Raw genomic sequence first — 22133 nt, forward strand, 5'->3', positions numbered from 1 at the left:
TATAATGTTATTGCGTTATGTTAATATAGCTTTTGGCATCAGACTGATAGACTTCAATAGGGCGCAAAAGTTTTAGTTTTTCTCAACTAAGAACGTAAATAGATTACGTACTCCAATCAAGATATTTGAATAATAAAATAGACTAGTAATTATTAGTTTAGTTTTTCAAGATAATGATGTAAGAGATACAGTTCTTTATGAAAAGTTTTCTATAACTTTACCCTCGGTAGCTTTGTCTTTAACACAATTTAATTATAAGATAATCAATGACTTATGTGGATTTTTTTTCTGATCTAGGTTTTGACTTCAATGTTGATTTGAGGCCAAAAGCTATTGATATTGAGAAAGAAGCTACTTTATCTCAAAAACTTAAAAATTCGGTTTTTTTTTATAAAAGTCCAAATAACACCAATACCTCTTTTTACCTTGTTACTTCTTTGTTAGAAACAATAGAACTCGAACAGTTTAGAAAATATGTTTGGAATGAAAATGATGTAGATATAATTTTCTATTATCCTAATGAAGCTGACGAAGTAAGAATGTTGTATGCCAAATATTCCCCTAAAGTTTCAAATAATGACAGTGTTTTACAGGTCTTTTCAACTGTTCAAAAAGATATAGATACGATTGAAAAAATCAGGCACTGGCAGTTTGATAGTGGCGTGTTTTGGCTAAATTATCATTCGTTTATTGATAAAGCGAAGTATAAAGGGATTGATAAAGAGTTAGTTGCTACTTTGAAGGCATTAAAAGAGCAATTAAGCAATCTTTTAACCCAATTAATATCTGATGATAGTAAGAGAAATGAAGTAGTTCAGGCATTAATTGATAGAACGCTGTACATTAAATACTTAGAAGATAATCATATTATTAACGCGTATTTTTTTAATCATTATTTTAACGATGATAAACTTAATTACGAAAGGTTATTAGAAAACAATTCTAATAAAGACATCAACAAACTGTATAAAATCATTCACGAAATATTTAATAATGCACTTTTTGACCAGCCAACAATAGATGATCAGTATTTGACGAGTGATGTACGTTCACTGATAGCAAGCTCTTTTAATCACAATGTAAATACAGGTCAATTAAGATTGTTTGATTTCGGATTTGATGTTTTACCCGTTGAGTTTATAAGCTACATTTACGAAGTCTTTTTGTCTGAAAAACAGAAAGAAAATGGGATATACTATACACCGAAAAAATTAGCACAGTTAATCGTAGATGATGTAATAAGAGAAGACAAAATAGGCTCAATTTTAGACCCTTCGAGCGGGTCAGGTATGTTCCTGATTACCGGATATCAAAGGCTTTTGGAAATCTCTAAAAAGCAAAATTTAGAACCCCAGGATAGCATTGGCAAAATAAAGTATAGAACCAAGCTTCTGGCAGATAATATTTTTGGAATTGAAAAAGAATTAACAGCTCAACGGTTTACTTTATTTTCTCTTTCACTTCAAATATTTAACGGAATTGACCCGACGGAAATAAAAGAATTCATAGCAAATGAACTAAATGAGAACAAAAAAATCAACTTGTTTTCGGAATTTTCATTTTTTCAGAATATAAAACACGCCAACACACTTAATACATCTGATAAACCTTTTGAAGATAAGATGTTTTCTTACATAGTTGGAAATCCGCCATTTTTTGAAATATCAAACACAGAGGAGTTTCAAAACGAGATATCTTTTTTAAACTCTTATCAAGTTGATATTTCTGATGAGACTAGAAAAGTTGCAAAGAACATCGTTGGTAAGTCTCAAATATCTCAATGCTTTTTTTTGAAAATCAAAGACTGGAGCGATGAAAACACAAGGTTTGGATTTATTTCAAATAGTTCTAATTTTTATAATGATTATTCAGAAGTTTTTCAATCCTATTTTTATACCCACTTCGGTATTGAGAAAATTTATGAGTTATCAAGGGTAAAAAAGATATTGTTTGAAAAGGCAAAAGAGAGCGTTGTAGCAATCATTTTTACAAATAATCTTGAAGATAGCGTTATTGATTATTATCCTGTAGATTTAGGTCTGTTTTCAGAAAAACCTTTTGAGTTACTTATAATTCAGGAAGACAAAGCAATTGAAATCATTCAAAACGAACTTAAAAGCAAACAAATAAGATTAAGAAATTTTTTGGTCGGAAATCAATTTGATTTAGAGTTTGTAAACAAAATTCATTTTCAAAATGATATTTTAGATAATCATATTATCACTCTTGAAGGTTGTAAAAGCAAAATAAATAATGGACTTCAAATAGTAGGTAAGGAACAAATATTATCAGAGTTCAACATTTCGGATAGTGAGTATAAAAAACTAACCAGGGAACAAAGAACAGCCTATTCTAATAAGTTCAAACAAAAATATACAAACACATCTTGTAGTAAAGACTTTCCTATACCATTATTAGAACCTGGAGATTTATATAGATTTGGGTATAATAGTAACCCAAGAATGTATTTGGGAGATATTTCTAATTTTCAGAGAACAAGAAGTAGTAATATTTATACCCTTCCAAAAATCCTTATAAATAGGACAGGAAAAGAATTAAAGGCTACTGTTAGTTTAAATAAAATATTCTACAACTTTGACGTGTATTCTATTTTCCCAAAAGAAAGTGAAAACATCTATCTGTATACAGCATTAATTAATTCACATCTTATTAATTATGTGATTGACCTGTCTTTTCGAAAAAGAGTAGATGGCTCTTACACGAAAATAGGATATGATGCAATATTAAATATTCCTGTACCTAGGGAACTAAATGAAGATATTGCAAAACAAATATCAGATATAAGTAAAGGCTTATCGGAAGTACAGTGCGAATACATCAAAAAAGAACAGAAATTGAATGAGTTGATTTATGATTTATTTGAGCTGTCTTATTGGGAAAAGCAAAGAGTAAAGGACTATTTTCTTCAAAAATCAAGAATTGGAAGAAAGAAAAACGCTTTAGATGAGTACAAAAATACACTAAAAGAAATAGTCGGCTTTTATTTTGAAAGCCCTGTAAGCATAGAAGAAACATCGACAGACTTTGGTTTAATTGTTGTAAAAATATCGTTTGGTAGTAGTTCCGTTACTACTCAAGTTGCTAAAACCAAGAAGTATTTGCTTAACGAGATTTTTAAGCAAAATCCTAATGCAAATTTTTTAGCAAGTCAAGAAAAGATTTTCGGGAAAGATTGTGTATACATTATAAAAGAGGACATAAATAAAAACTGGACAGAAACAAAAGCCTTTGAAGATGGACAGGATATTTTAAAACACTTAATATCCAATGAGAATGGAGAGAGAATACATTAGGATTAAGAAGCCAGCTCCATTACCATTTGATACTCGCCAACTAAAGACTTTAGATGATGAGTTTTGGAAAAATTGGGTGTTTTATTATTTGCTTGATTTTTATAAAAACTATAATAGCGCTGAATTAAAGTCTAAAATTGAAGAAGAAAAGAAAAAGCAATATCCAAGAACCGAAAGAGAAATAGCAAAATTTATACGCCTCAAATTGAAAGCAAATAGAGAATTCGGGTTAAATTTTTCTGTAAAAGGTGAAGAAACAAATGATGAGGACATAGAAGGGAATTACGACATCACTATTCATAATACATATTGGAAGAATCAAGACTTCTACTTTGAATGCAAAAATTTAGATGGTAGTAAAGATTTGGTAGATAAGTATGTTTGCTATAATACCTATAAAAAAGATGTTAACAATGAAAATATCTTTGATGGTGGGGTTCTGCGTTATTTCAATGGAAAATATGCTCAAAACCTAACCTTTGGTGGAATGATCGGTTTTATATTAGATGGAGATAGCAATAATATAAAGACAGAAATTGTGAAGAAGTTAAACGAAAAATTTCTGATTTCTCCTGAAGGAGACCTGATTAGCACAAAAAATAATTCAATACAAGAAGCCCCATTTACTTTTGACAGCTTACACTCACGTCAGGATACGGAATTTGTTATACATCATTTGCTATTTGATTTGTATAAGGCATAAAGCGGCACATTATACTAACAACCTTTTTTCATTATTCCAACCTCAAAAAATGACACAAATCTTCGTGTAACTATACTCCAAAGAGTACACAAAAATCTCTTAAAAATTCGATATATCAGCATAACTCGCGGTTTAAATGTGTGGTTGTTTTGCATAGCGTAAATTATTGGATGTACAACTTGCGAAGTGTCCTATAATGTTATTGCGTGATGTTATATAGCTTGGGTAATCAGACCAAGATTGACGGCAGAAGGGAAGGGCTAAGGTTTTTACTTCAATTAAAACAGGCTCCAACTTTTATTCTTTCAAGTCTTAAAATGGCGTTCTTTAAATCAAACTAAAACAGTATATTAGCTGCAACCAAATATTCACTATTTATGAAAATTCGAATTACAATTAAAAAACTCTATGAAGATGATGCAAAAATTACAGGGGCAATTGTAACATCACATTCATCTCCTCAAAATGCTAAAGAACTTTTTGAAATGGAATCAATCATGAAACACCATGTTCATGATAAAATATTCCCAAATGAAGGTTTAACCTTTTATCCTTCGGGATCATCGGGTTTAGTTTCATTCATCGCTTTAATCAATATTAATGGAATGAAAGAAACTCAGGAAAATATAGATTACACTTTGCATTACAGTTCTGACTCTCCAGATTTTCAATAGTAACCAGTGGTTTTAAAATAAAATGGACAACATATGCTGTTGTCCATTTTTAGATTCCTACCAATTTCCAAGAAAATAGGATTAGACCTTTTTTTGTTTCTCCATATTATCTTGATCTTCTAAGACTTAGACAACTGATCTCTTATTTTCCAATATTCCAACATTTGTGTAAGTGGACAGATTGTTTCTCTGAGCCATTGCTTCTCATAACAACAGTCATCTGTAATAAACTCTTGTTTCATATCACACATTGGAATATAACGGCATTCTTTTCTACCTTCCACTTCAAACAATCTATCCAACAATACCTTGATTGTTCTTAATTCAACAAGTTCTTCCGCAACTCCGGAAGGAGTATCTGCAACAGGGAAAATCCAAGTTAAATCCTCAAGTTGAATTAAAGGTACACCGTAGTAGCCTTTAAGCTCGTTTAGTTTTGATACTAGAGGTATGTTAGGGTCACTCAAAAGATCATAAAATAATAAATCGTGAGCCTTTTCGATAGCAATTATATTATCAAATAAGCTATCAATATATTTAACTTTAGATCCCAAAAGAAAATGAATTGTACTTCTCAATTTTTCAATTGATTGAATTAGAAGCTCTTTGATTGTTAGCCCCGAACCATCGCTGATATCCAGTTTACGAGAGAACTCTTGATGAATAAACTCCTTCATCGAAATATCAGCATTATTATAGTCGATCACTAAACGAAAAAAATGATGTCCAGCATTCTCAAAGTTTAATGCCAAACTGCAAAGAGCGGCAATCTCGATTGGATTATTAGATAATTTGGGGCAATATTTATCAACTACACATTGAACCATTTTATAAGGATAAAAGGGATGCCCAGGTTCTTTATCAAATACAATTTGTAATGCGCGTGACATTCCCTCCTTTACCGCTAAATTTCCAAAATTATATCTCTTTAATAATGTACTATTCTTATAAAAACTGAGTTTACGAGTTCCTTTTGTTTCTAACTCATAATGAGTTGATACTTCAAAATAATCATAGTCGGTAATACCTAAAACATCATAGTAGTCTCCTCTAAATAACTTGAATCTATTTAACCTCTTTTGCTCATATTCGCTTCTAATCGATTTGTTAGTAAAAGGCAAATTGATGGTGTCTAATTTTTCGGATCTCACTCTAATATTATGTGTAAACTCATAATATTCAATAGCGTTCAAAACTCCAGATAGAGTAGTTATATTTTGTAAATAGTGTCCGTATTCGTGAAGGTAAAGTCCATTTTGTTTGTTACTAAAACGATCAAAATCTAATTTTAAATCGGCGGGAATTCCAGAAACATACATAAAGAACCAGTTCGGTTCATAGAATCCTAGAGTATCTAAATAAGTATCTTCCATGTTCTAATTGGGATATTCTAATTCAGTGAGTGAACAATGTTTAAGCAAACATAACTCTTTTTTGAATTCCACATTTTAAAATAACCGGATTCCACAATTTAAATTAACCACCACAACAGCGCTAACGCTTTAGCTTTCTCGAAGCTATCGCTTCTCTTGTCCTATAATTAATATTATGTTAAATAGATATTATGCAAGTTATTCTAACGCGAATGAATTGAGATTGTTCGGATCTCCCTATTCTATCCAATTACACTCATTCAATCTTCACTCTGAGAATCGTCTGGAATTCTCCGGCTGCGTAATCGTTCACAACTATTGAATTCTGATTAAAATCAAATCACTGAGAATCGCGCAGAATTTTCTTTTCGTACAATCGTCGGCAAATAATTAAATCCTAAAAAATTAAAACATCCGAAATTCTGCTTCCTGAGAATCGCACAGAATTTTTTGCATGGGAATTTGTACGGAATAATTCATTCTGACGCAGGATATTTTTTTACTATTGTAGAATAATTCAATCTATGAAAAATTTCGTATTACTAATTGCTTTAATAACTGTCCTGGTAAGCTGTAATTTCAATGCGAACAGAAAATCCGAAATCAAACAGCGAATACACGAATTGGAACAAGGGATTGAAAAGCGATCAGCACAGGAAATTCGGGACGAAGCGTTTTTAGAATCTGCCATGACAGAATATCAAAACGACAAAGAAAAAATAGCAGAAACCGAATCTGACAAATTGCTTAGACTTCATACGATTATTGAACCAGTTACCAAACGATTAGATGAATTACAAACCAAGGATTCAGCTGACCAAGCGGAAATTGATCAATTACGTGAGGAATACATTCGGTATTAATTGCGGATTCCGAACCCCTAGTAGCAATTACTTCACATCTCATTCGTAACCCGTAATTGGGAAAATTCGCGATTTCTGAGTTATGTTAAATAGAAATTGTGTCCCAAACGAGAATTATCTATTGATAAAAGTTTTTTGTATCCAGAAATGTGGAGAAATTTCCTTTGTGTTCTTTAAGCTTTTAGTTGCATGTTCGCGATATTGCGAACAGCCCTTATAAATACAGGCTTTTAGCCTGAAAAATGAAGCTAAATTCGTTACGAGTCGTTAGATCGAAATCACCCTTCAAGCAAATATCATCTATTGATAAATCAATCAAAAAAAGTGCAGTTTCCATCAAACTTTTCGCGTTAAATCGGAGTCTTTCTTCAGAACCCAATACTAAATACTTAAAAAATATGAAGAAAAGTTTACTGGTAATTGCGGCGTGTTCATCCCTTTTCACGATGAATACTTTCGCGCAACAACTTGATTTGACATTCAATACGAATGGCTACCTCCCCTACCTGGGCCCCAATTCAAACAGTGAAGGAAACTTAGGAAGTGCCTATGCTTCTGCCATCCAGGCGGACGGGAAAATTGTTACGGTATTGAGAAGAGATCCAAATACTCCGGATTTGGCGATGCACATCTACCGCTATATGCCAAACGGAATGCCGGATCCAGGATTTGGAGTAAATGGGGCTGTCAACACTTTCTGCGGACAAGATAGTCAGGGATACGATGTGGAAATTCAGGCGGACGGGAAAATTGTATTGGTCGGTGAATCCGAATACTGTATCAACGGAATTTGCGGAGCAAGTCAGTTTGTTATGATGCGTTTAAACACAAACGGAAGTCTTGACTCTACATTTGGAGTCAACGGTCATTTATTGTCTAATCACGTCTTCGGAACTACCGGTACCGGTTCTATTCCCAAAAGATTTCAGATCCTTCCTGACGGAAAGTTTATGGTCGGAGGAACTGGTCCTGGCGGAAAACCTGCAATTGTGCGCCTGAAACCCGATGGTTTCCCGGATAATACATATGGAACAAACGGTGTTTTCTCATTAACAAATGTTCCGAGATCACGTTTTATCGACATGGCTATCGGACCAAATGGCGAAGCTTACGGATTATTGAGAACAGACACCTGGAATACAACTACCTATACCTATGATTCTGCCAATTATACGGATAATGCGATCTTTAAATTAAATCCGAACGGTACACCCGATCTGACATTCGGTACCAACGGACTTTTCCGTTTTGGAACGGATAATACAGACGAAGCAGCTGCTATTATGCTATCCAGCACCGGAAAACTGCTTGTTACAGGTTATAATATGCCAATAAACAACTTCTATTTTAGCGGATATGGTCGGGCGAACAGAGGATTTGTAGCTTTTGTAAACACAAGCGGATCAATGGATATGAGTGTTCCCAACGGATTCTCCAACTTTGATTTCGTACAGGACAGCGCAACCTTCTTTAATAAGATCATTGAAAAAAGTCCGAATGAATTTTTGATCTGTGGATTCACTACCAATTATGTGAGCGGAAATTATCAAAACAAAGGTCTGATCGCAAGTATGAATGCACAAGGCCAGTTAAATACAGGGTTCAATGGCAACGGCTATATGACCTTCGATCATGGAATGGTTGGTACATCAGGCTGGAACGGGAAACTGGCAAATTTCATGGATATTGATTTAAAGAGCAATAAAATCATCCTGACAGGATACCGGAACCCGCTTGCAGGAGCCACGAAAGGCAGTATTTACATTTTACAGCTGATTTATGGTCCTGCGAACAACCTGGCTGTTGAAGAATTTTACGGAGAACAGGACTTTTCAGCATATCCAAACCCGGTTACGAATAAGCACTTCGTCGTTAATATAGAGGAAGCAGCAAGCATCCAGTTAATTTCCCTGGACGGAAGGATACTTTATCAGGGTGAAGTTTCCGAAGGCATTACGCAAATTGAAATAGATGCAGATTATAAAGGAATTGCGATCTTGAAAGTGGAAAGCAAGGACGGAAAAACAGGAACGGGTAAACTACTTTTTGAGTAACTGTTAACTATTTTTCTTTTAACCGCAGAGACGCGGAGAACGCAATGTTTTATAACAATCCCCTTTGTGTTCTTTGCTTCTCTGCGTTTTTTTTGGTCCTTTAGCTACTTTAGTTGCATGTTCGCGATATTGCGAACAGCCCTTTATGGACAAGGAATTGATGCAGATTTTTGACTATGGAAATGTGGAGAACGCAATGTTTTTTACAACAATCCCCTGATCTTTTTTCGTCTTTGCTGCTTTGCGGTTACTTTTTGGTCTTTTAGCTGCTTTCGTTGCATGTTCGCGATATTGCGAACAGCCCTTGTAAATACAGGCTTTCAGCTATAAAACAAACCCGGAATTAGTTACAAGTTGTTAAAACGAAATCACCAAACTTTCATACCTCAATTACAAATGTATCTTTGCAGCAAAGTTTACAAAAGATGTATTCCAAGGAAGAGCTAAAACAACTAAAAACCGATTTCTGGAACCAATTCAAGGTTCAGATGCAGAAAACGCGTTCTTCCAACGGTCGCAGAATGAACTGGCTGGCTTACCCCTCCGAAGTAAAAGACATTTATATCCGTGTGGACGCCGACGGGAAGGGAGCGCGCCTCACCTTTGATATCCAGGGAAAAGATGCAGGTGTACGCCAGATTTTGTGGGAACAGCTGTATGAATTGAAGCTCGTGATGGAGCAGGAAATGGGAACCGAGGGTATCTGGATTGAAAATGCCAGTACACCTACTGTTCCTATCTTTAACCGCATCGTATGGGAACGCTCCGACCTGAACTTTTATAAGCCCGAAGATCACCCCGAAATAATAAACTATTTAGCTGACCGTTTAATTCATTTTGATGCCTTTTACCAGGAATTTAAGGATATCCTCATAAATCTAGCAATGTAGCTAAAGTCTTTGTATTTTTGCCTTATGTTAAAACAAATTGCCCTTCTTTCAAGCCTGTTCGTTTCAGCGCTTTCTGCCAATGCTCAAACAACCATCCTGGATGAGGATTTCCAACAGGGAATTCCTGCCAACTGGACGATTATAAAAAACGATCCGTATATTGAAGACACAACTGTCAGTGAATTTTCACCGGGCTGGATCTCAATTGCCGATCCAAACAATACTTCCGATACCGTTGCAGCTGCAACATCCTATTTTACCGTAGCCCAGAAAGCAGATCGCTGGCTGATCTCCCCACCTATCACGATCGGAAGCTTCGGGAACTACCTGAAATGGAACGCGCGTTCTTACGACCCGAGTTACCCGGATAGCTATAGAGTACTCATTTCTACAACTGATACGCAAATTGCAAGCTTTACCGATACTTTACTTCGTGTTGAATTTGAATTGGAAGAATGGGCACAACATGAACTAAACCTGGATGAATACGGATACAGTAACAACGAAACCGTTCACATTGCATTCGTTTTGGAAACACAGGGCGGATTCCAATTGTTCCTGGACAGTATTAATCTGCGTAAGGACGATCCTTTGGCATTGGACGAACAATTCCTTCAAACGGATGTAAACATTTATCCCAATCCGACAAGTGATCTGATCCATTTCTCTTCTGCCGATTTGAAGCAGGTTGCTATTTACAGTACTTCAGGAACACTGATCTATTCGCAGGAAAAAGCAAACCCGATCTCAATGAACAGTTTTAACCAGGGAATTTACCTGGTTCAGATAACAACAAGCAACGGACAACAAATTACAAAACGCGTCCATAAGCTCTAAAAAAGGAACGCTAACAAACCGTATAAACTTTGAAAAGACTCACTGTTTTTAGCATACAATCCTTCGCCGGTCCCTTTGTTGTGACCTTCTTCATTTCCATGGTCATGCTCATCATGCAGTTTACCTGGGTGTATATCGATGATCTGATGGGAAAAGGATTGAGTGTCGGAGTAATCATTGAGTTGATGTTTTACGTTTCCGCGAGTTTGATTCCACTTGCTCTTCCCCTTGCCATTCTTCTGAGTTCTATTATGACACTCGGGAACCTTGCTGAAAACAACGAATTAACCGCCCTTAAATCCTCCGGATTATCCTTATTCCGGATCCTGAGACCTTTGACACAAACTGTTGTCCTGATCGCTGTAGCCACTTTCTTTTTCTCCAATTACGTCATTCCGGTTGCCAATTTAAAGTGGCACACCATCATTTTTGATATACAGGAAACAAAAGTCGGAATGCTGCTTACCCCTGGTTCTTATTCCAAAGAAATTGACGGATACGCTATCAAGGTTAAATCCGGCAACGACAATACCTTTTACGGCATTACGATCCACGATTACACCGATCCGAATATTTTAAAAACTGTAAAAGCAGATTCAGGAACAGTTTATAAGGGTGATAACGGAAAATACCTGTTATTTCACCTCTCAAACGGAATTGTACACGAAGAATTACAAGCCCAGGCACCCGTTTTCACGAACCAGGGACAGCCATTCCACACTGGTGATTTCAGACCGAGCAGAACTACCCAATTCAAAGCTGCAACTTATAAAATGGAGCTGGTTGGATTTGACCTGAACAAATCGGATGAAGAGCTTTTCAAGAATGACTACGAAATGCTCAATGTATTCCAGATCAATGAAGCAAAAGATTCCCTGCAGCGGAAACAAGACAAATTTTTATCCGATTTCGGGAAAACCAACTTAAATAACAGGCCCTTCAGCCAGTCTATCAACTTTGAGGGTCTACCTAAATCAAACCTGGGCAAGCCTAAAGTCGCCAATGAGATTGAGCAGTTGCAGGCCATTCCTTCAAAAATCATCAAACTTTCCGACCTGACAAAAAAAGAGCGGGTTGCAGCCGTGAACGCAGCTATTGTCAGCGCGCGCAGCATGGTCGGAACAGCCGAAGAACAGGCAGAATTCCTGAGAGCCTTTAAATTGAATTACGAGCAGTATCAAATCGAATTCCATCGTAAGTTCGCGCTTTCGGGAGCAATCATTGTTTTGTTCTTTGTTGGCGCTCCCCTGGGTGCTATTGTGCGAAAAGGCGGATTCGGTGCCCCGGTAGTTATTGCCGCATTACTTTTCATGGTTTACTTCGTACTATTCAGCGTTGGTCAAAATCTTGCAGGTTCCGGTGTGCTTTCACCTTTCTGGGGAATGTGGCTGCCAACTGCTGTTTTGATCCCCATCGCCTGTATCCTGATGGTTGCAGCAGCAAATGACCTGGGAGTTTTTGACAGGAAACTCTGGCGTTATATCTTAACTTTCGGAAGAAGAAGATGAGAGTCTTATACATCGCACCGAAATCTCCCGCTCCGATCATCGACGGAGGATGCTTTGCCATGATGGAATGCCTGAAAGGTCTGAGCCAGGTTGCAGAAGTGGACGGTATTATCCTGGAAACATATAAGCATCCCTACACAAAGGAATCCGAGCGCATCTTAAAGCAATACTTAAAGAAAATAACGGTTGTCCGGATAAATACGGAACTCAAAGCTACAAGCGCCCTGGTAAATTTCATCCAACGGAAGAATTACAACCTTTCCAGGTTCAAATCCGAAAAACTTTACCGGGAAATTGCCAAGAAACTAAGCGAAAAATACGATTACATTGTTTGTGACAGCTTATTTGCTGCCGCTCAATTAAGTCATTTCGATTTTAATGATCTGGCCCCGGTTATCATTCGTTCCCACAACATCGAATCCGAGATCTGGAAATTGCACGCCAGCCTGGAAGTTTCTGTTTTGAAACGCTTTTACCTGCGAAAACTGGAGAAGACCTTACGAAAAGAAGAAACGGAAATACTGAACAAGGCAGATGTTATTTGGGCTATTTCTGAAGAAGACCGCCATTGGATCACCAGGCATACAGATCATAAAAATGCTTTGCTGCTTCCCGTTTCCGTCAGTTTAAGTCCCGAAATTGAAGTGGATTACAAAAACAAAGATTTTTTCCATCTCGGATCTATGGACTGGAAACCCAACCAGGAAGCGGTCAATTATTTGGTAAAGAAAATCTGGATCAATCCGAAAATATCCGAATTCAAGTTGAGAATTGCCGGATCCAAAAGTGAACATTTCGGTTTCCATGCTACCAATTCCATTGAAGTGCTCGGATGGGTAAAAGACAGCAATGCATTCATGGCAAAATCGGGAACACTGGTCACCCCTATCCTATCCGGAAGCGGGATCAGGATCAAACTGCTGGAAGCTATGGCACTTGGAATTCCCTGTATTACAACCAAACTGGGTGCTTCAGGAATCGACATTTCAAAATCGGGGATTCAAATTGCCGACACTGCGGAATCCTTTGTTGAGATGATACTTAAATTCCATGAAAACGAGCAGCTAAGGCAAGAAGTTGGAAACACATCGCGTGATTATATCTCAAAAGTTCATAGTTTTGACAATTGTACAGCATTAATGAAAAGCACTTTTGGAATCTAAAGAAAACATTCTATTTATTGTTTCCCGTTTTCCCTATCCCCTGGAAAAAGGAGATAAACTGAGGGCTTTCTACCAACTCAAAGAACTTTCGAAAGAATTTAATGTAACGCTGATCTGCACTACCGATATCCCGGTTCCGGCACAGCATCAGCAAATAGTGAATCAGTTTTGTGACCAAATTCACATTTTTAAACTCACCAAAGCAGGATTGCTATTCCAGCTGTTGAAAACGATCCTCGGATCAAAACCATTACAGGTTCATTATTTTTACCGCAAATCCATCCACAGGAAGATTAAAGCGATCATAGCCCAGTCGAAACCAAAACACATTTACTGTCAATTGATCCGTGTTTCGGAATATGTAAAGAACGAACATCTGATCCCCAAGACGCTCGATTATATGGATGCGCTTTCGAAAGGAATGGAACGCAGGATCCAAACCGAATCATGGTATAAAAAGTGGTTTTATCGCCTGGAAAGCAAACGTTTAAAGCAATACGAACGTCGCATTTTCGATTACTTCGAACACAAAACAATTATTTCCGAGCAGGACCGAAAACTAATCTATCATCCGGATAACCAGGACATTGTTATTATTCGGAACGGAATCGACGAATCTTTCTTCGAAGTTCTACCCGTTGAAAAGGATTACGAGCTGGTCTTCACAGGAAATTTTTCCTACGCACCGAATATTGAAGCAGCTGTTTGCCTGGCAGAAGAGATTCTTCCCCGCCTCCATAAAAACGGGATAAACTGTAGATTGCTTCTTTCCGGGGCAAGTCCTGCAAAACGGATACTGGAACTGCAATCAAAGCACATCACCGTTACCGGCTGGGTCGATGACATCCGTATCAGTTATCAACGTTCACGGGTGTTTGTAGCGCCGCTTTTCATCGGAACAGGACTTCAAAACAAGTTATTGGAAGCAATGGCCAGCGGACTTCCCTGCATTACTACTCCATTGTCTAACAATGCCTTGGGTGGCATAGACGGCGAAAACATCCTGTTGGCAGAAGATATCGATAGCTTTGTCGAAAAAATAACCCAGGTTTTAGTTATAGAAGGTAATTTTAGTTCTATTGCAAAGAATGGCAAATACTATATTGAACTATTGTATTCATGGGAAAAACAAACTTCAAAACTGTTAAAACTATTGCACCCACATTCTTAGTGATCCTGCTGATTCTTTCAGCTTGTTCGGATAAAAACAATTTACCTGGCTGGATCAAGGGCAAGTGGATAACATCCCTGGATAACGAAACCATTCATGAAAACTGGAAACTTCGGGATCACTGTATCTATGGCGAAAACTATATGTACTACGAAAATAAGTTCCAAAAAGAACAACTCCGGATCTTTGAAAAAGACAATGTCCTGCAGTACCAGATAATCATTCAAAAAGACACCTTGATCTTCACCTGTGAAAACTACCAAAACGAAGACACATTAACATTTGTGAACAACCAGAATCCTTTCCCAAAAAGGATTAATTACGCCAAACCCCGAGCCAATAAAATGTCTGTTTGGATTGAAAACGTGAAAAACGATCCCAACGGCATCTTCTTTACCTTTAAAAAAGTTAAATAGTTTACCGCTATTGCAGAATTCGAAGTAAATTTGTGGTACTTTATTAAACCTTATGTCAGGAAAGTTAAATACAATCGAAGAAGCGATTGAAGATATAAAAGCCGGAAAAGTTATTATTGTTGTGGATGATGAAGACCGTGAGAACGAGGGAGACTTCATTGCCGCTGCTGAAATGGTAACTCCTGAAATGATCAATTTCATGGCTACTCACGGAAGAGGACTCATTTGTACTCCTCTCACCGAATCAAGATGTAACGAACTGGAATTAAACCTTATGGTTACGAATAACACCGTATTGCACGAAACGCAATTTACTGTTTCTGTTGACCTGATCGGTCATGGATGTACTACAGGAATTTCGGTTTTTGACCGCGCCAAGACCATCAAAGCATTGGTTTCAGATGAAACGAGACCGGAAGATTTAGGTCGTCCGGGACACATTTTTCCGCTTCGTGCGAAGAAAGGTGGTGTTTTACAGCGCACAGGCCATACAGAAGCAGCAGTTGACCTTGCACGTTTGGCCGGTTTCAAGCCTGCAGGAATCCTTGTTGAGATCCTGAATGAAGACGGATCGATGTCGCGTTTGCCACAATTGTTTGAAATAGCGAAAAGGTTTGATCTGAAATTGATCTCAATTGCCGATCTGATCGCTTACCGAATGAAAAACGAATCATTGATCTCCCGTGAGGTTGAAGTAGATATGCCTACTGAATTCGGTGATTTCAAACTGGTGGCCTTCTCGGTAAAATCAAACGGCCAGGAACATTTGGCATTGGTAAAAGGAAGCTGGGAGCCAAACGAACCTGTTTTGGTTCGCATGCACTCTTCCTGTTTAACTGGAGATATTTTTGGTTCTTGCCGTTGTGACTGTGGTCCTCAACTGCACCACTCGATGCAAATGATCGAAGCAGAAGGTAAAGGAGCAATTGTTTACCTGAACCAGGAAGGACGTGGAATCGGGCTTTTGAACAAGCTAAAAGCTTATAAGTTACAGGAAGAAGGATACGATACGGTTGAAGCTAACTTAAAATTAGGTTTCAAATCCGATGAACGCGAATACGGTATCGGAGCACAAATATTGCATGATCTTGGAATCTCTAAGATCCGCTTAATGTCCAATAATCCAAAGAAACGTACCGGTTTGGTCGGTTACGGATTGGAGATCATTGAAAATGTTGCTATTGAAGTTGGTCGAAATGCTCACAATGAGGGCTACTTACAAACAAAGGTCGACAAAATGGGACACTCGATTAAATTGGATAAATAAGAAAAAGCTCAGCTTTTGATTTTGCAAACGTTAGTGCAGCAATACGCAACTTTTGTTTGATACAGATCAACCAATAGCACAGATTTAGGAATATTAATATCAAGAAGATGCTTGTTGCAAAAGGAATCCAAAAGAAATACGGCCAGCTAGATGTATTGAAAGGAATTGACCTGGAAATACAGTCCGGTGAGATTGTTTCGATTGTCGGATCTTCCGGGGCTGGAAAGACTACCCTGCTGCAGATTTTGGGAACCCTGGACAAGCCGGATTCCGGTATTTTGACATTAAACGGGGTAAATCCCTTTTCTCTAAGTTCGAAAGGATTAGCCGAATTCAGAAACCAGAAGATCGGTTTTATTTTCCAGTTCCACCAGTTATTGCCGGAATTCACTGCTTTGGAAAACGTGATCATGCCCGCTTTGATCGGCGGTAAAGGGATGAACGAATCCAAGGAACGCGCAAAGCACTTATTAAACAAATTAGGGCTGCGCGACCGTGAAAATCATCAACCTGCAGCACTTTCGGGTGGAGAACAGCAGCGCGTGGCAGTCGCAAGAGCACTCATGAACGAACCGGACATTATTTTTGCAGATGAACCTTCCGGAAACCTCGATTCTAAAAATGCCGCGGAACTGCATCAATTATTCTTCGACCTCCGAAAAGAGTTCGGTCAGACATTTGTAATTGTTACTCACAACAACCTGCTTGCAGAAATGGCCGACAGAAGTATTGTGATGGCAGACGGATCATTGAAATAAACTATTTCAGCTTACAACTTCCTCCATATGCTTCTGCATTGTTATCAATTACACTGCATGAATCCTCCTGTTCATTTCGGGGTAAAGATGTCAAATCATAATGTGTTCGGTCACCACTAACGAATTTGCAATAACAATTGCCTTTCTTTTTTATCCTGCAGGAAGAGGCTGATAACAAACACATGGAAATACCTGTGGAGAATGCAAGCAAATAAATTATCGTTCTCATAAGACAGCATTTTGAATGAACTATTAATTTAGTAATTGAAAAACAGATACAGCTATAAATTATATTTTTTTGGAAAAAATGAACCAAACTCAACTTATTGATTATTTGAACAATAAGGTACTTGAATACAACAAGCCGGACTTTATTCAAAGCGATCCGATTCAGATTCCAAAGCAATTTGACCGGAAAGAAGACATTGAGATCAGCGCATTCCTGATTTCGACACTTGCTTGGGGGAATCGCACTGCAATTATCAAAAGTGGCCAGCGTTTGCTCGATATCATGGATTTTAAGCCTTATGAGTACGTAAGAAACTACCAGGAACAAAAGCATTCCTTTGTTCACCGCACTTTCAACAGCGATGACCTGAATGCCTTTTTCGTTTCATTACAGCGCATCTATCAACAAGGCGGGCTGGAACAGGCCTTTAAATCCCATCCCGAAATTCCGGGTGTACAAGGGCGGATCATCTCATTCCGGAATGCATTTACACAGGAACCTTTTCCCGACAGAACCCACAAACACCTTGCTAATCCGCTAAAAGGATCTTCAGCCAAACGGATCAACATGTTTTTGCGCTGGATGGTTCGAAAAGATGAATCTGGAGTAGATTTCGGGATCTGGGATACCATTCCAATGTCTGAATTACATCTTCCGCTGGACGTTCACACGGGAAACGTTGCCAGAAAACTGGGTATTCTCACCCGCACACAAAACGACTGGAAAAGTGTTGCTGAAATCCAGGAACAACTGGTGCAATTTGATCCGAAAGATCCGTGTAAATACGATTTCGCGTTATTCGGACTGGGAGTATTTGAGGGATTAAAATGATTGTGCCTTCTACTGTGCTCAACCACCTTTTACTATTTTCTGCGTCGATAAGGTGACTGAGTGTTGAAAACATTGACCTAAGCGTCAATGGGAGTCGAAGCCAAACCTGTTAAAGGCTCACAAATTGTTCAAAAATTGGGGAAAACTCTCACAATTCATAATTCGTAATTAGGAATTCGTAATTAACTTAGCGTTATGAAATGGGTTTATCCTGAATTTTTATTTGCCCTACTGGTTTTGGTGGTACCAATCCTCGTTCATCTTTTCCATTTTCGCAAGTACAAAACGATCTATTTCTCCAGTATTGCTTTCGTAAAATCTGTTGAACAGCAACAGAAGAATCCCAGAAAGATTAAGCATTTACTGATCTTAATTTCGCGGATGCTGGCTTTTACCTGTCTTGTCATTGCATTTGCCCAACCCTATTTTCCACATTCGGATGCAACTAAAAAGGACGCTCAGCTGATTGGGGTTTACATTGACAATTCCTTTTCAATGTCGCGAATTGGTGGACAGGGAGAATTATTGGCACAAGCAAAAGAATTGGCAAGTTCGATTGTCGATAAAGCACCGAGAAATACCCAATACGTTTTGTTTACCAATGAACTGAGCGGAAATGAAAAACAGACGCTAACCAAAGTAAAATTTACAGACGAGGTGGCGAAAGTGAATTATTCCCCTATTTACCGTTCGCAGGAGGAAATACTTTCATACTGGAATCAATGGGTAGAAGATGCTCAAAAAGAAGGAAACATCAAATCAAAACCAAGCCTAATCTATTTATCTGATTTTCAAAAAACTAAATCAATTAATCCGAACAAAAAGTTTAAATCAATTTCATCAGTTTCACCGCTCATTCTGAGTCCTCAAAATACAGGAAACTTATACATTGATACCATTTGGTTCGAAACTCCGATTCAAAAACTCGGTTCTGCGCAAACACTTTCCATCCGTGTTGTAAATACAGGGAAAGAACGTATAGAATCCGCAGTGGTGAGTGTTCAGATCGGGAAATTGAAACGCGATTTATTTGCAGAATTGCCCGCCAATGGATCGGATACCGTACAATTAAACTATTTCAACCAGGACGCAGGAGTTGCAAAAGGAAAAATAGCGATCAACGATAAACAAATGACCCGCGATGATTCCTTCTTTTTCAATTACGAAGTCAAGAAAAGCAGTTCTGTAATGATTATCAACGGTGAAGATGCCGTGGAAAATGTTGCCATCGTTTTTGGACTGGATGATTTCTACAAGATCAAAGAAGTCACCACAAACCAGGCATCCCAGGAAAACCTGGAATCCATTGATCTCGTAGTATTAAACGGCTTAAACCAGGTTCCAAGCAATCTCAGCACAGAGTTGACCGCTTATTATGAGGAACAAGGTTCAATTTTGCTCATTCCCGGAACAAATGTTTCTCCGACAGGATGGAATGCCCTGCTCGAAAAACTGAGTTTACCTTCCATAAACGGAACCCAAACAGTTGGTTTGGGCATTCAGAAATTAAACATCAAAGATCCCTTCTTCCAGGGAGTTTTCGAAGGGAAACCCGAAAATATTTCACTTCCTGCGGTTGCAAAAGCCTATCGCCTGATGAATAATTCGAGAACACTTTCAAGCAACCTGATCAATTATCAAAACGGAACGCCATTCTTTGTTAAGAGTACCGGGAAAAACAATTCGTATTTATTCTCCACTTCCTTGAAACAGGAATTCAGCACATTTACGAGTAATCAGTTGTTTTCCACACTTTTACTCCATGTTGGAAATCTGAGTCAGCGCCAAAATCCGTATTACCTGATAATCGGGTCTGACGGAAGCTATCCTTTAAACATAAATTCTTCCAGTGAAAATCCGGTACATTTAAAACAGGGTGCTATAGATTATATTCCTGTCATTTTCACCAAAAACAAGCGATCCTATCTTTCGATTCAGGGACTGGAAGCCATTCGAATCCTGGAAGCCGGTAATTACAGTATTTCACAAGACGGGAAACCGAGAGGAACACTTTCCATGAACTACAACCGACTCGAATCCCAAACACTGGAATCTACCCCTGAAGAAATCAAAACAGCTTTTGAACAAGCCGGAATACGGGTAAACAGCATTCAGGACGGATCAAACTGGAATAGCGCATCTCTGTTGGAAATCGGAGAGAGTTATGACATATGGTTTTGGTTTGTTTTCTTTGCAGCAATATTCGTCCTTTGTGAAATGGCTTTACTAATTTTCTACAAGAAATAAAGATATGAAATTACTTATTCGACAAGTAAGAGTTATAGACAAGAGTTCCAAGTGGCATGGAAAGAAAGCAGACATTTACCTGGAAGATGGAAAGATCCATGAAATTGCAGACAAGATTGACCGTTCATGCGAAATAGAGATTCAGGAAGATAACCTTCATATCTCCAAAGGATGGGTAGATTTAAAAGCACATTTTGCTGATCCGGGAGAAGAACACAAATCAACCATTCAAGGTGGTTTGGATGCCGCAGCTTATGGCGGATTTACACATGTAACCATTTTACCTTCTACAGAACCCGTTCTTGATAATAAAACAAGCGTTGAGTATGTCCTGAGAAGAAGTGAAAACGCAGTGACTTCTCTGCATCCGATGGGCTGTATCACAAAAAAGAACAACGGTGAAGCATTGGCAGAAATGTATGATATGTTCCAATCAGGCGTTCGTTTGTTTTCAGACGACCTGGTTCCTGTAAATGGTGGAATTATGTACCGTGCACTTCTCTATTCCAAGAACTTTGACGGAATCGTTGTTGGTTTTGCCCATGATAAATCCATTTCCGGTGGTGGGATGGTTAATGAAGGAGAAGCCTCTACAAAAACAGGTTTGAAAGCAGACCCTGCAATCAGTGAGATCATCCAGCTGGAGCGCAACCTGCGTTTATTGGAATATACAGGAGGAAACCTGCACGCAACTGGTATTGCCTGCGCAGAATCTGTTGATCTCATTCGAAAAGCGAAAGCAAAAGGACTGAATGTAACTGCAGATGTTCATGCCCAGCATTTAATCTACAACGAAACCGCTGTTCTTGATTTCGATGTAAACTTTAAGTTAATGCCTCCGCTCCGTACCGAAGCAGATCGCAAAGCCTTGTGGCAAGGTTTGAAAGACGGGATCATTGATTGCATCGTTTCGGATCACAGGCCAAATGATACTGAAGAAACAGATTTGGAGTTCGATCACGCCAATTTTGGAAACAGTACGCTTCAAACTCTTTTCGGAGAATTGGGCGCATGTCCTGATTTCAATCTGGAACTTGTTATAAACGGACTAACCGAAAAAGGAAGAGAATTATTATCACTGGACACCTCACCTATTGAAAACCAAACGATCGCGGATTTATCGCTGTTTATTCCTGATAAAACCTGGGTATTCACAAAAGAAGAATTAGTTATACCGTGCACCAATACACCGGCATTGAACAAACAATTAAACGGTTTTGTTTATGGAATTATCAATAATGGTAAATTCGCACTGAAAGAAACAAGAGAAAATGTCTGATAAGCGTTCGTTTATACGTAATTTCTGGAAAGAACGTAAAATGGTTGGGGCTATGGCTCCAAGCTCAAAGTATTTAGCAAAGAAAATGTTGAAGAGAATTGATTTCTCAACAGCTAAAGTTATTGTGGAACTTGGTCCCGGAACGGGAGTTTTCACACGAAAGATCCTTCAAAACCTACGACCTGATGGTATTTTATTGGTTTTCGAACTCAATGACAGCTTTATGAATATGCTTCAAAAAGAGTTTAAAGATCCGCGCGTTATTTTGATCCATGATTCGGCAGAAAAAATCGGTGAATACCTTGAGAAATATGGCTATTCCCATGCCGATGTGGTAGTTTCCTCACTCCCCCTTGCTAATTTCCCGAGTGAGTTAAAGAACAGAATCCTTACGGAAAGTCACCGGGTAATGCATCCGAACTCCCTGTATGTTCAGTTTCAATATTCACTGAATGCGAAAAAGAACATCAAACAGTTCTACAAACAGGTAGATATTGCATTTACTCCTGCCAACTTCCCCCCTGCTTTTGTTTATTACTGCAAGAAATAAACTTGG

Annotated in this window: 19 protein-coding genes; 17 read left to right on the forward strand and 2 right to left on the reverse strand. The window is 38.2% G+C overall.

The genetic code is table 11. The features are described 5' to 3' along the window. Positions 1–266: 266 nt before the first annotated feature. From K0S23_RS03100 to K0S23_RS03110, 3 genes are all read left to right on the forward strand, one after another. Positions 267–3314, forward strand: coding sequence for an N-6 DNA methylase (locus K0S23_RS03100; RefSeq protein WP_300354120.1), 3048 nt, complete (start codon positions 267–269; stop codon positions 3312–3314). Then, the gene (locus K0S23_RS03105) at positions 3295–4017 is read left to right on the forward strand and encodes a hypothetical protein (RefSeq protein WP_300354122.1); all 723 of its coding nucleotides are present in this window, start codon (positions 3295–3297) and stop codon (positions 4015–4017) included. The genes K0S23_RS03100 and K0S23_RS03105 overlap by 20 nt, the downstream gene beginning before the upstream one ends. Before the next feature lie 377 nt (positions 4018–4394). Next, positions 4395–4691, forward strand: a complete 297-nt coding sequence (locus tag K0S23_RS03110; RefSeq protein ID WP_300354125.1) for a hypothetical protein — start codon at positions 4395–4397, stop codon at positions 4689–4691. Positions 4692–4810: 119 nt separating this feature from the next. Here K0S23_RS03110 and K0S23_RS03115 read toward each other — a convergent pair whose 3' ends face one another. After that, positions 4811–6064 carry a hypothetical protein gene (locus tag K0S23_RS03115; RefSeq protein WP_300354127.1) on the reverse strand — a complete coding sequence of 418 codons (1254 nt, stop codon included), beginning with the start codon at positions 6062–6064 and terminating at the stop codon, positions 4811–4813. 524 nt (positions 6065–6588) lie between these two features. On the opposite strand from K0S23_RS03115, the gene K0S23_RS03120 reads away from it, so the two are divergent. The 10 genes from K0S23_RS03120 (at position 6589) to K0S23_RS03165 (ending at position 16991) form a co-directional block, all read left to right on the forward strand. Then, entirely contained in the window at positions 6589–6927 is a 339-nt protein-coding gene (locus tag K0S23_RS03120; RefSeq protein WP_300354130.1) for a hypothetical protein, read from the forward strand. A 398-nt stretch (positions 6928–7325) separates the two neighbouring features. Next, the gene (locus tag K0S23_RS03125; protein WP_300354133.1) at positions 7326–8981 is read left to right on the forward strand and encodes a T9SS type A sorting domain-containing protein; all 1656 of its coding nucleotides are present in this window, start codon (positions 7326–7328) and stop codon (positions 8979–8981) included. A gap of 425 nt (positions 8982–9406) precedes the next feature. Next, positions 9407–9871: a DUF4268 domain-containing protein gene (locus tag K0S23_RS03130; protein ID WP_300354135.1), complete on the forward strand. Its 465-nt coding sequence runs from the start codon at positions 9407–9409 to the stop codon at positions 9869–9871. Positions 9872–9895: 24 nt separating this feature from the next. After that, entirely contained in the window at positions 9896–10708 is an 813-nt protein-coding gene (locus K0S23_RS03135; protein ID WP_300354138.1) for a choice-of-anchor J domain-containing protein, read from the forward strand. A gap of 29 nt (positions 10709–10737) precedes the next feature. Then, positions 10738–12216 carry an LptF/LptG family permease gene (locus tag K0S23_RS03140; protein WP_300354141.1) on the forward strand — a complete coding sequence of 493 codons (1479 nt, stop codon included), beginning with the start codon at positions 10738–10740 and terminating at the stop codon, positions 12214–12216. Next, entirely contained in the window at positions 12213–13379 is a 1167-nt protein-coding gene (locus tag K0S23_RS03145; RefSeq protein ID WP_300354144.1) for a glycosyltransferase family 4 protein, read from the forward strand. The genes K0S23_RS03140 and K0S23_RS03145 overlap by 4 nt, the downstream gene beginning before the upstream one ends. Then, the gene (locus K0S23_RS03150; RefSeq protein ID WP_300354146.1) at positions 13369–14550 is read left to right on the forward strand and encodes a glycosyltransferase; all 1182 of its coding nucleotides are present in this window, start codon (positions 13369–13371) and stop codon (positions 14548–14550) included. The genes K0S23_RS03145 and K0S23_RS03150 overlap by 11 nt, the downstream gene beginning before the upstream one ends. Then, on the forward strand, positions 14499–14966 hold the full coding sequence (locus tag K0S23_RS03155; protein WP_300354149.1) for a hypothetical protein: 468 nt from the start codon (positions 14499–14501) through the stop codon (positions 14964–14966). Before K0S23_RS03150 ends, K0S23_RS03155 begins: the two co-directional genes overlap by 52 nt. A 52-nt stretch (positions 14967–15018) precedes the next feature. Then, positions 15019–16233 carry a bifunctional 3,4-dihydroxy-2-butanone-4-phosphate synthase/GTP cyclohydrolase II gene (locus K0S23_RS03160; protein ID WP_300354151.1) on the forward strand — a complete coding sequence of 405 codons (1215 nt, stop codon included), beginning with the start codon at positions 15019–15021 and terminating at the stop codon, positions 16231–16233. Positions 16234–16340: 107 nt separating this feature from the next. Then, entirely contained in the window at positions 16341–16991 is a 651-nt protein-coding gene (locus tag K0S23_RS03165) for an ABC transporter ATP-binding protein (RefSeq protein ID WP_300354154.1), read from the forward strand. Between the two features lies 1 nt (position 16992). On the opposite strand, the gene K0S23_RS03170 is transcribed toward K0S23_RS03165, so the two are convergent. Next, complete coding sequence (locus K0S23_RS03170; RefSeq protein ID WP_300354157.1) at positions 16993–17220, reverse strand: hypothetical protein; 228 nt, start codon at positions 17218–17220, stop codon at positions 16993–16995. Positions 17221–17298: 78 nt separating this feature from the next. On the opposite strand from K0S23_RS03170, the gene K0S23_RS03175 reads away from it, so the two are divergent. The 4 genes from K0S23_RS03175 to K0S23_RS03190 all read left to right on the forward strand — a co-directional run bounded on the left by K0S23_RS03175 (position 17299) and on the right by K0S23_RS03190 (position 22127). Then, positions 17299–18051: a TIGR02757 family protein gene (locus tag K0S23_RS03175; protein WP_300354160.1), complete on the forward strand. Its 753-nt coding sequence runs from the start codon at positions 17299–17301 to the stop codon at positions 18049–18051. A 195-nt stretch (positions 18052–18246) separates the two neighbouring features. Then, positions 18247–20298 (forward strand): BatA domain-containing protein, encoded by a 2052-nt coding sequence (locus K0S23_RS03180; RefSeq protein ID WP_300354162.1) that lies wholly within the window; start codon positions 18247–18249, stop codon positions 20296–20298. Between the two features lie 4 nt (positions 20299–20302). After that, on the forward strand, positions 20303–21577 hold the full coding sequence (locus tag K0S23_RS03185) for a dihydroorotase (protein WP_300354164.1): 1275 nt from the start codon (positions 20303–20305) through the stop codon (positions 21575–21577). Further along, positions 21570–22127 (forward strand): rRNA adenine N-6-methyltransferase family protein, encoded by a 558-nt coding sequence (locus K0S23_RS03190; RefSeq protein WP_300354166.1) that lies wholly within the window; start codon positions 21570–21572, stop codon positions 22125–22127. The genes K0S23_RS03185 and K0S23_RS03190 overlap by 8 nt, the downstream gene beginning before the upstream one ends. Positions 22128–22133 lie beyond the last annotated feature (6 nt).

Source organism: Fluviicola sp., assembly GCF_029266855.1.
Lineage (GTDB): Bacteria > Bacteroidota > Bacteroidia > Flavobacteriales_D > Crocinitomicaceae > Fluviicola.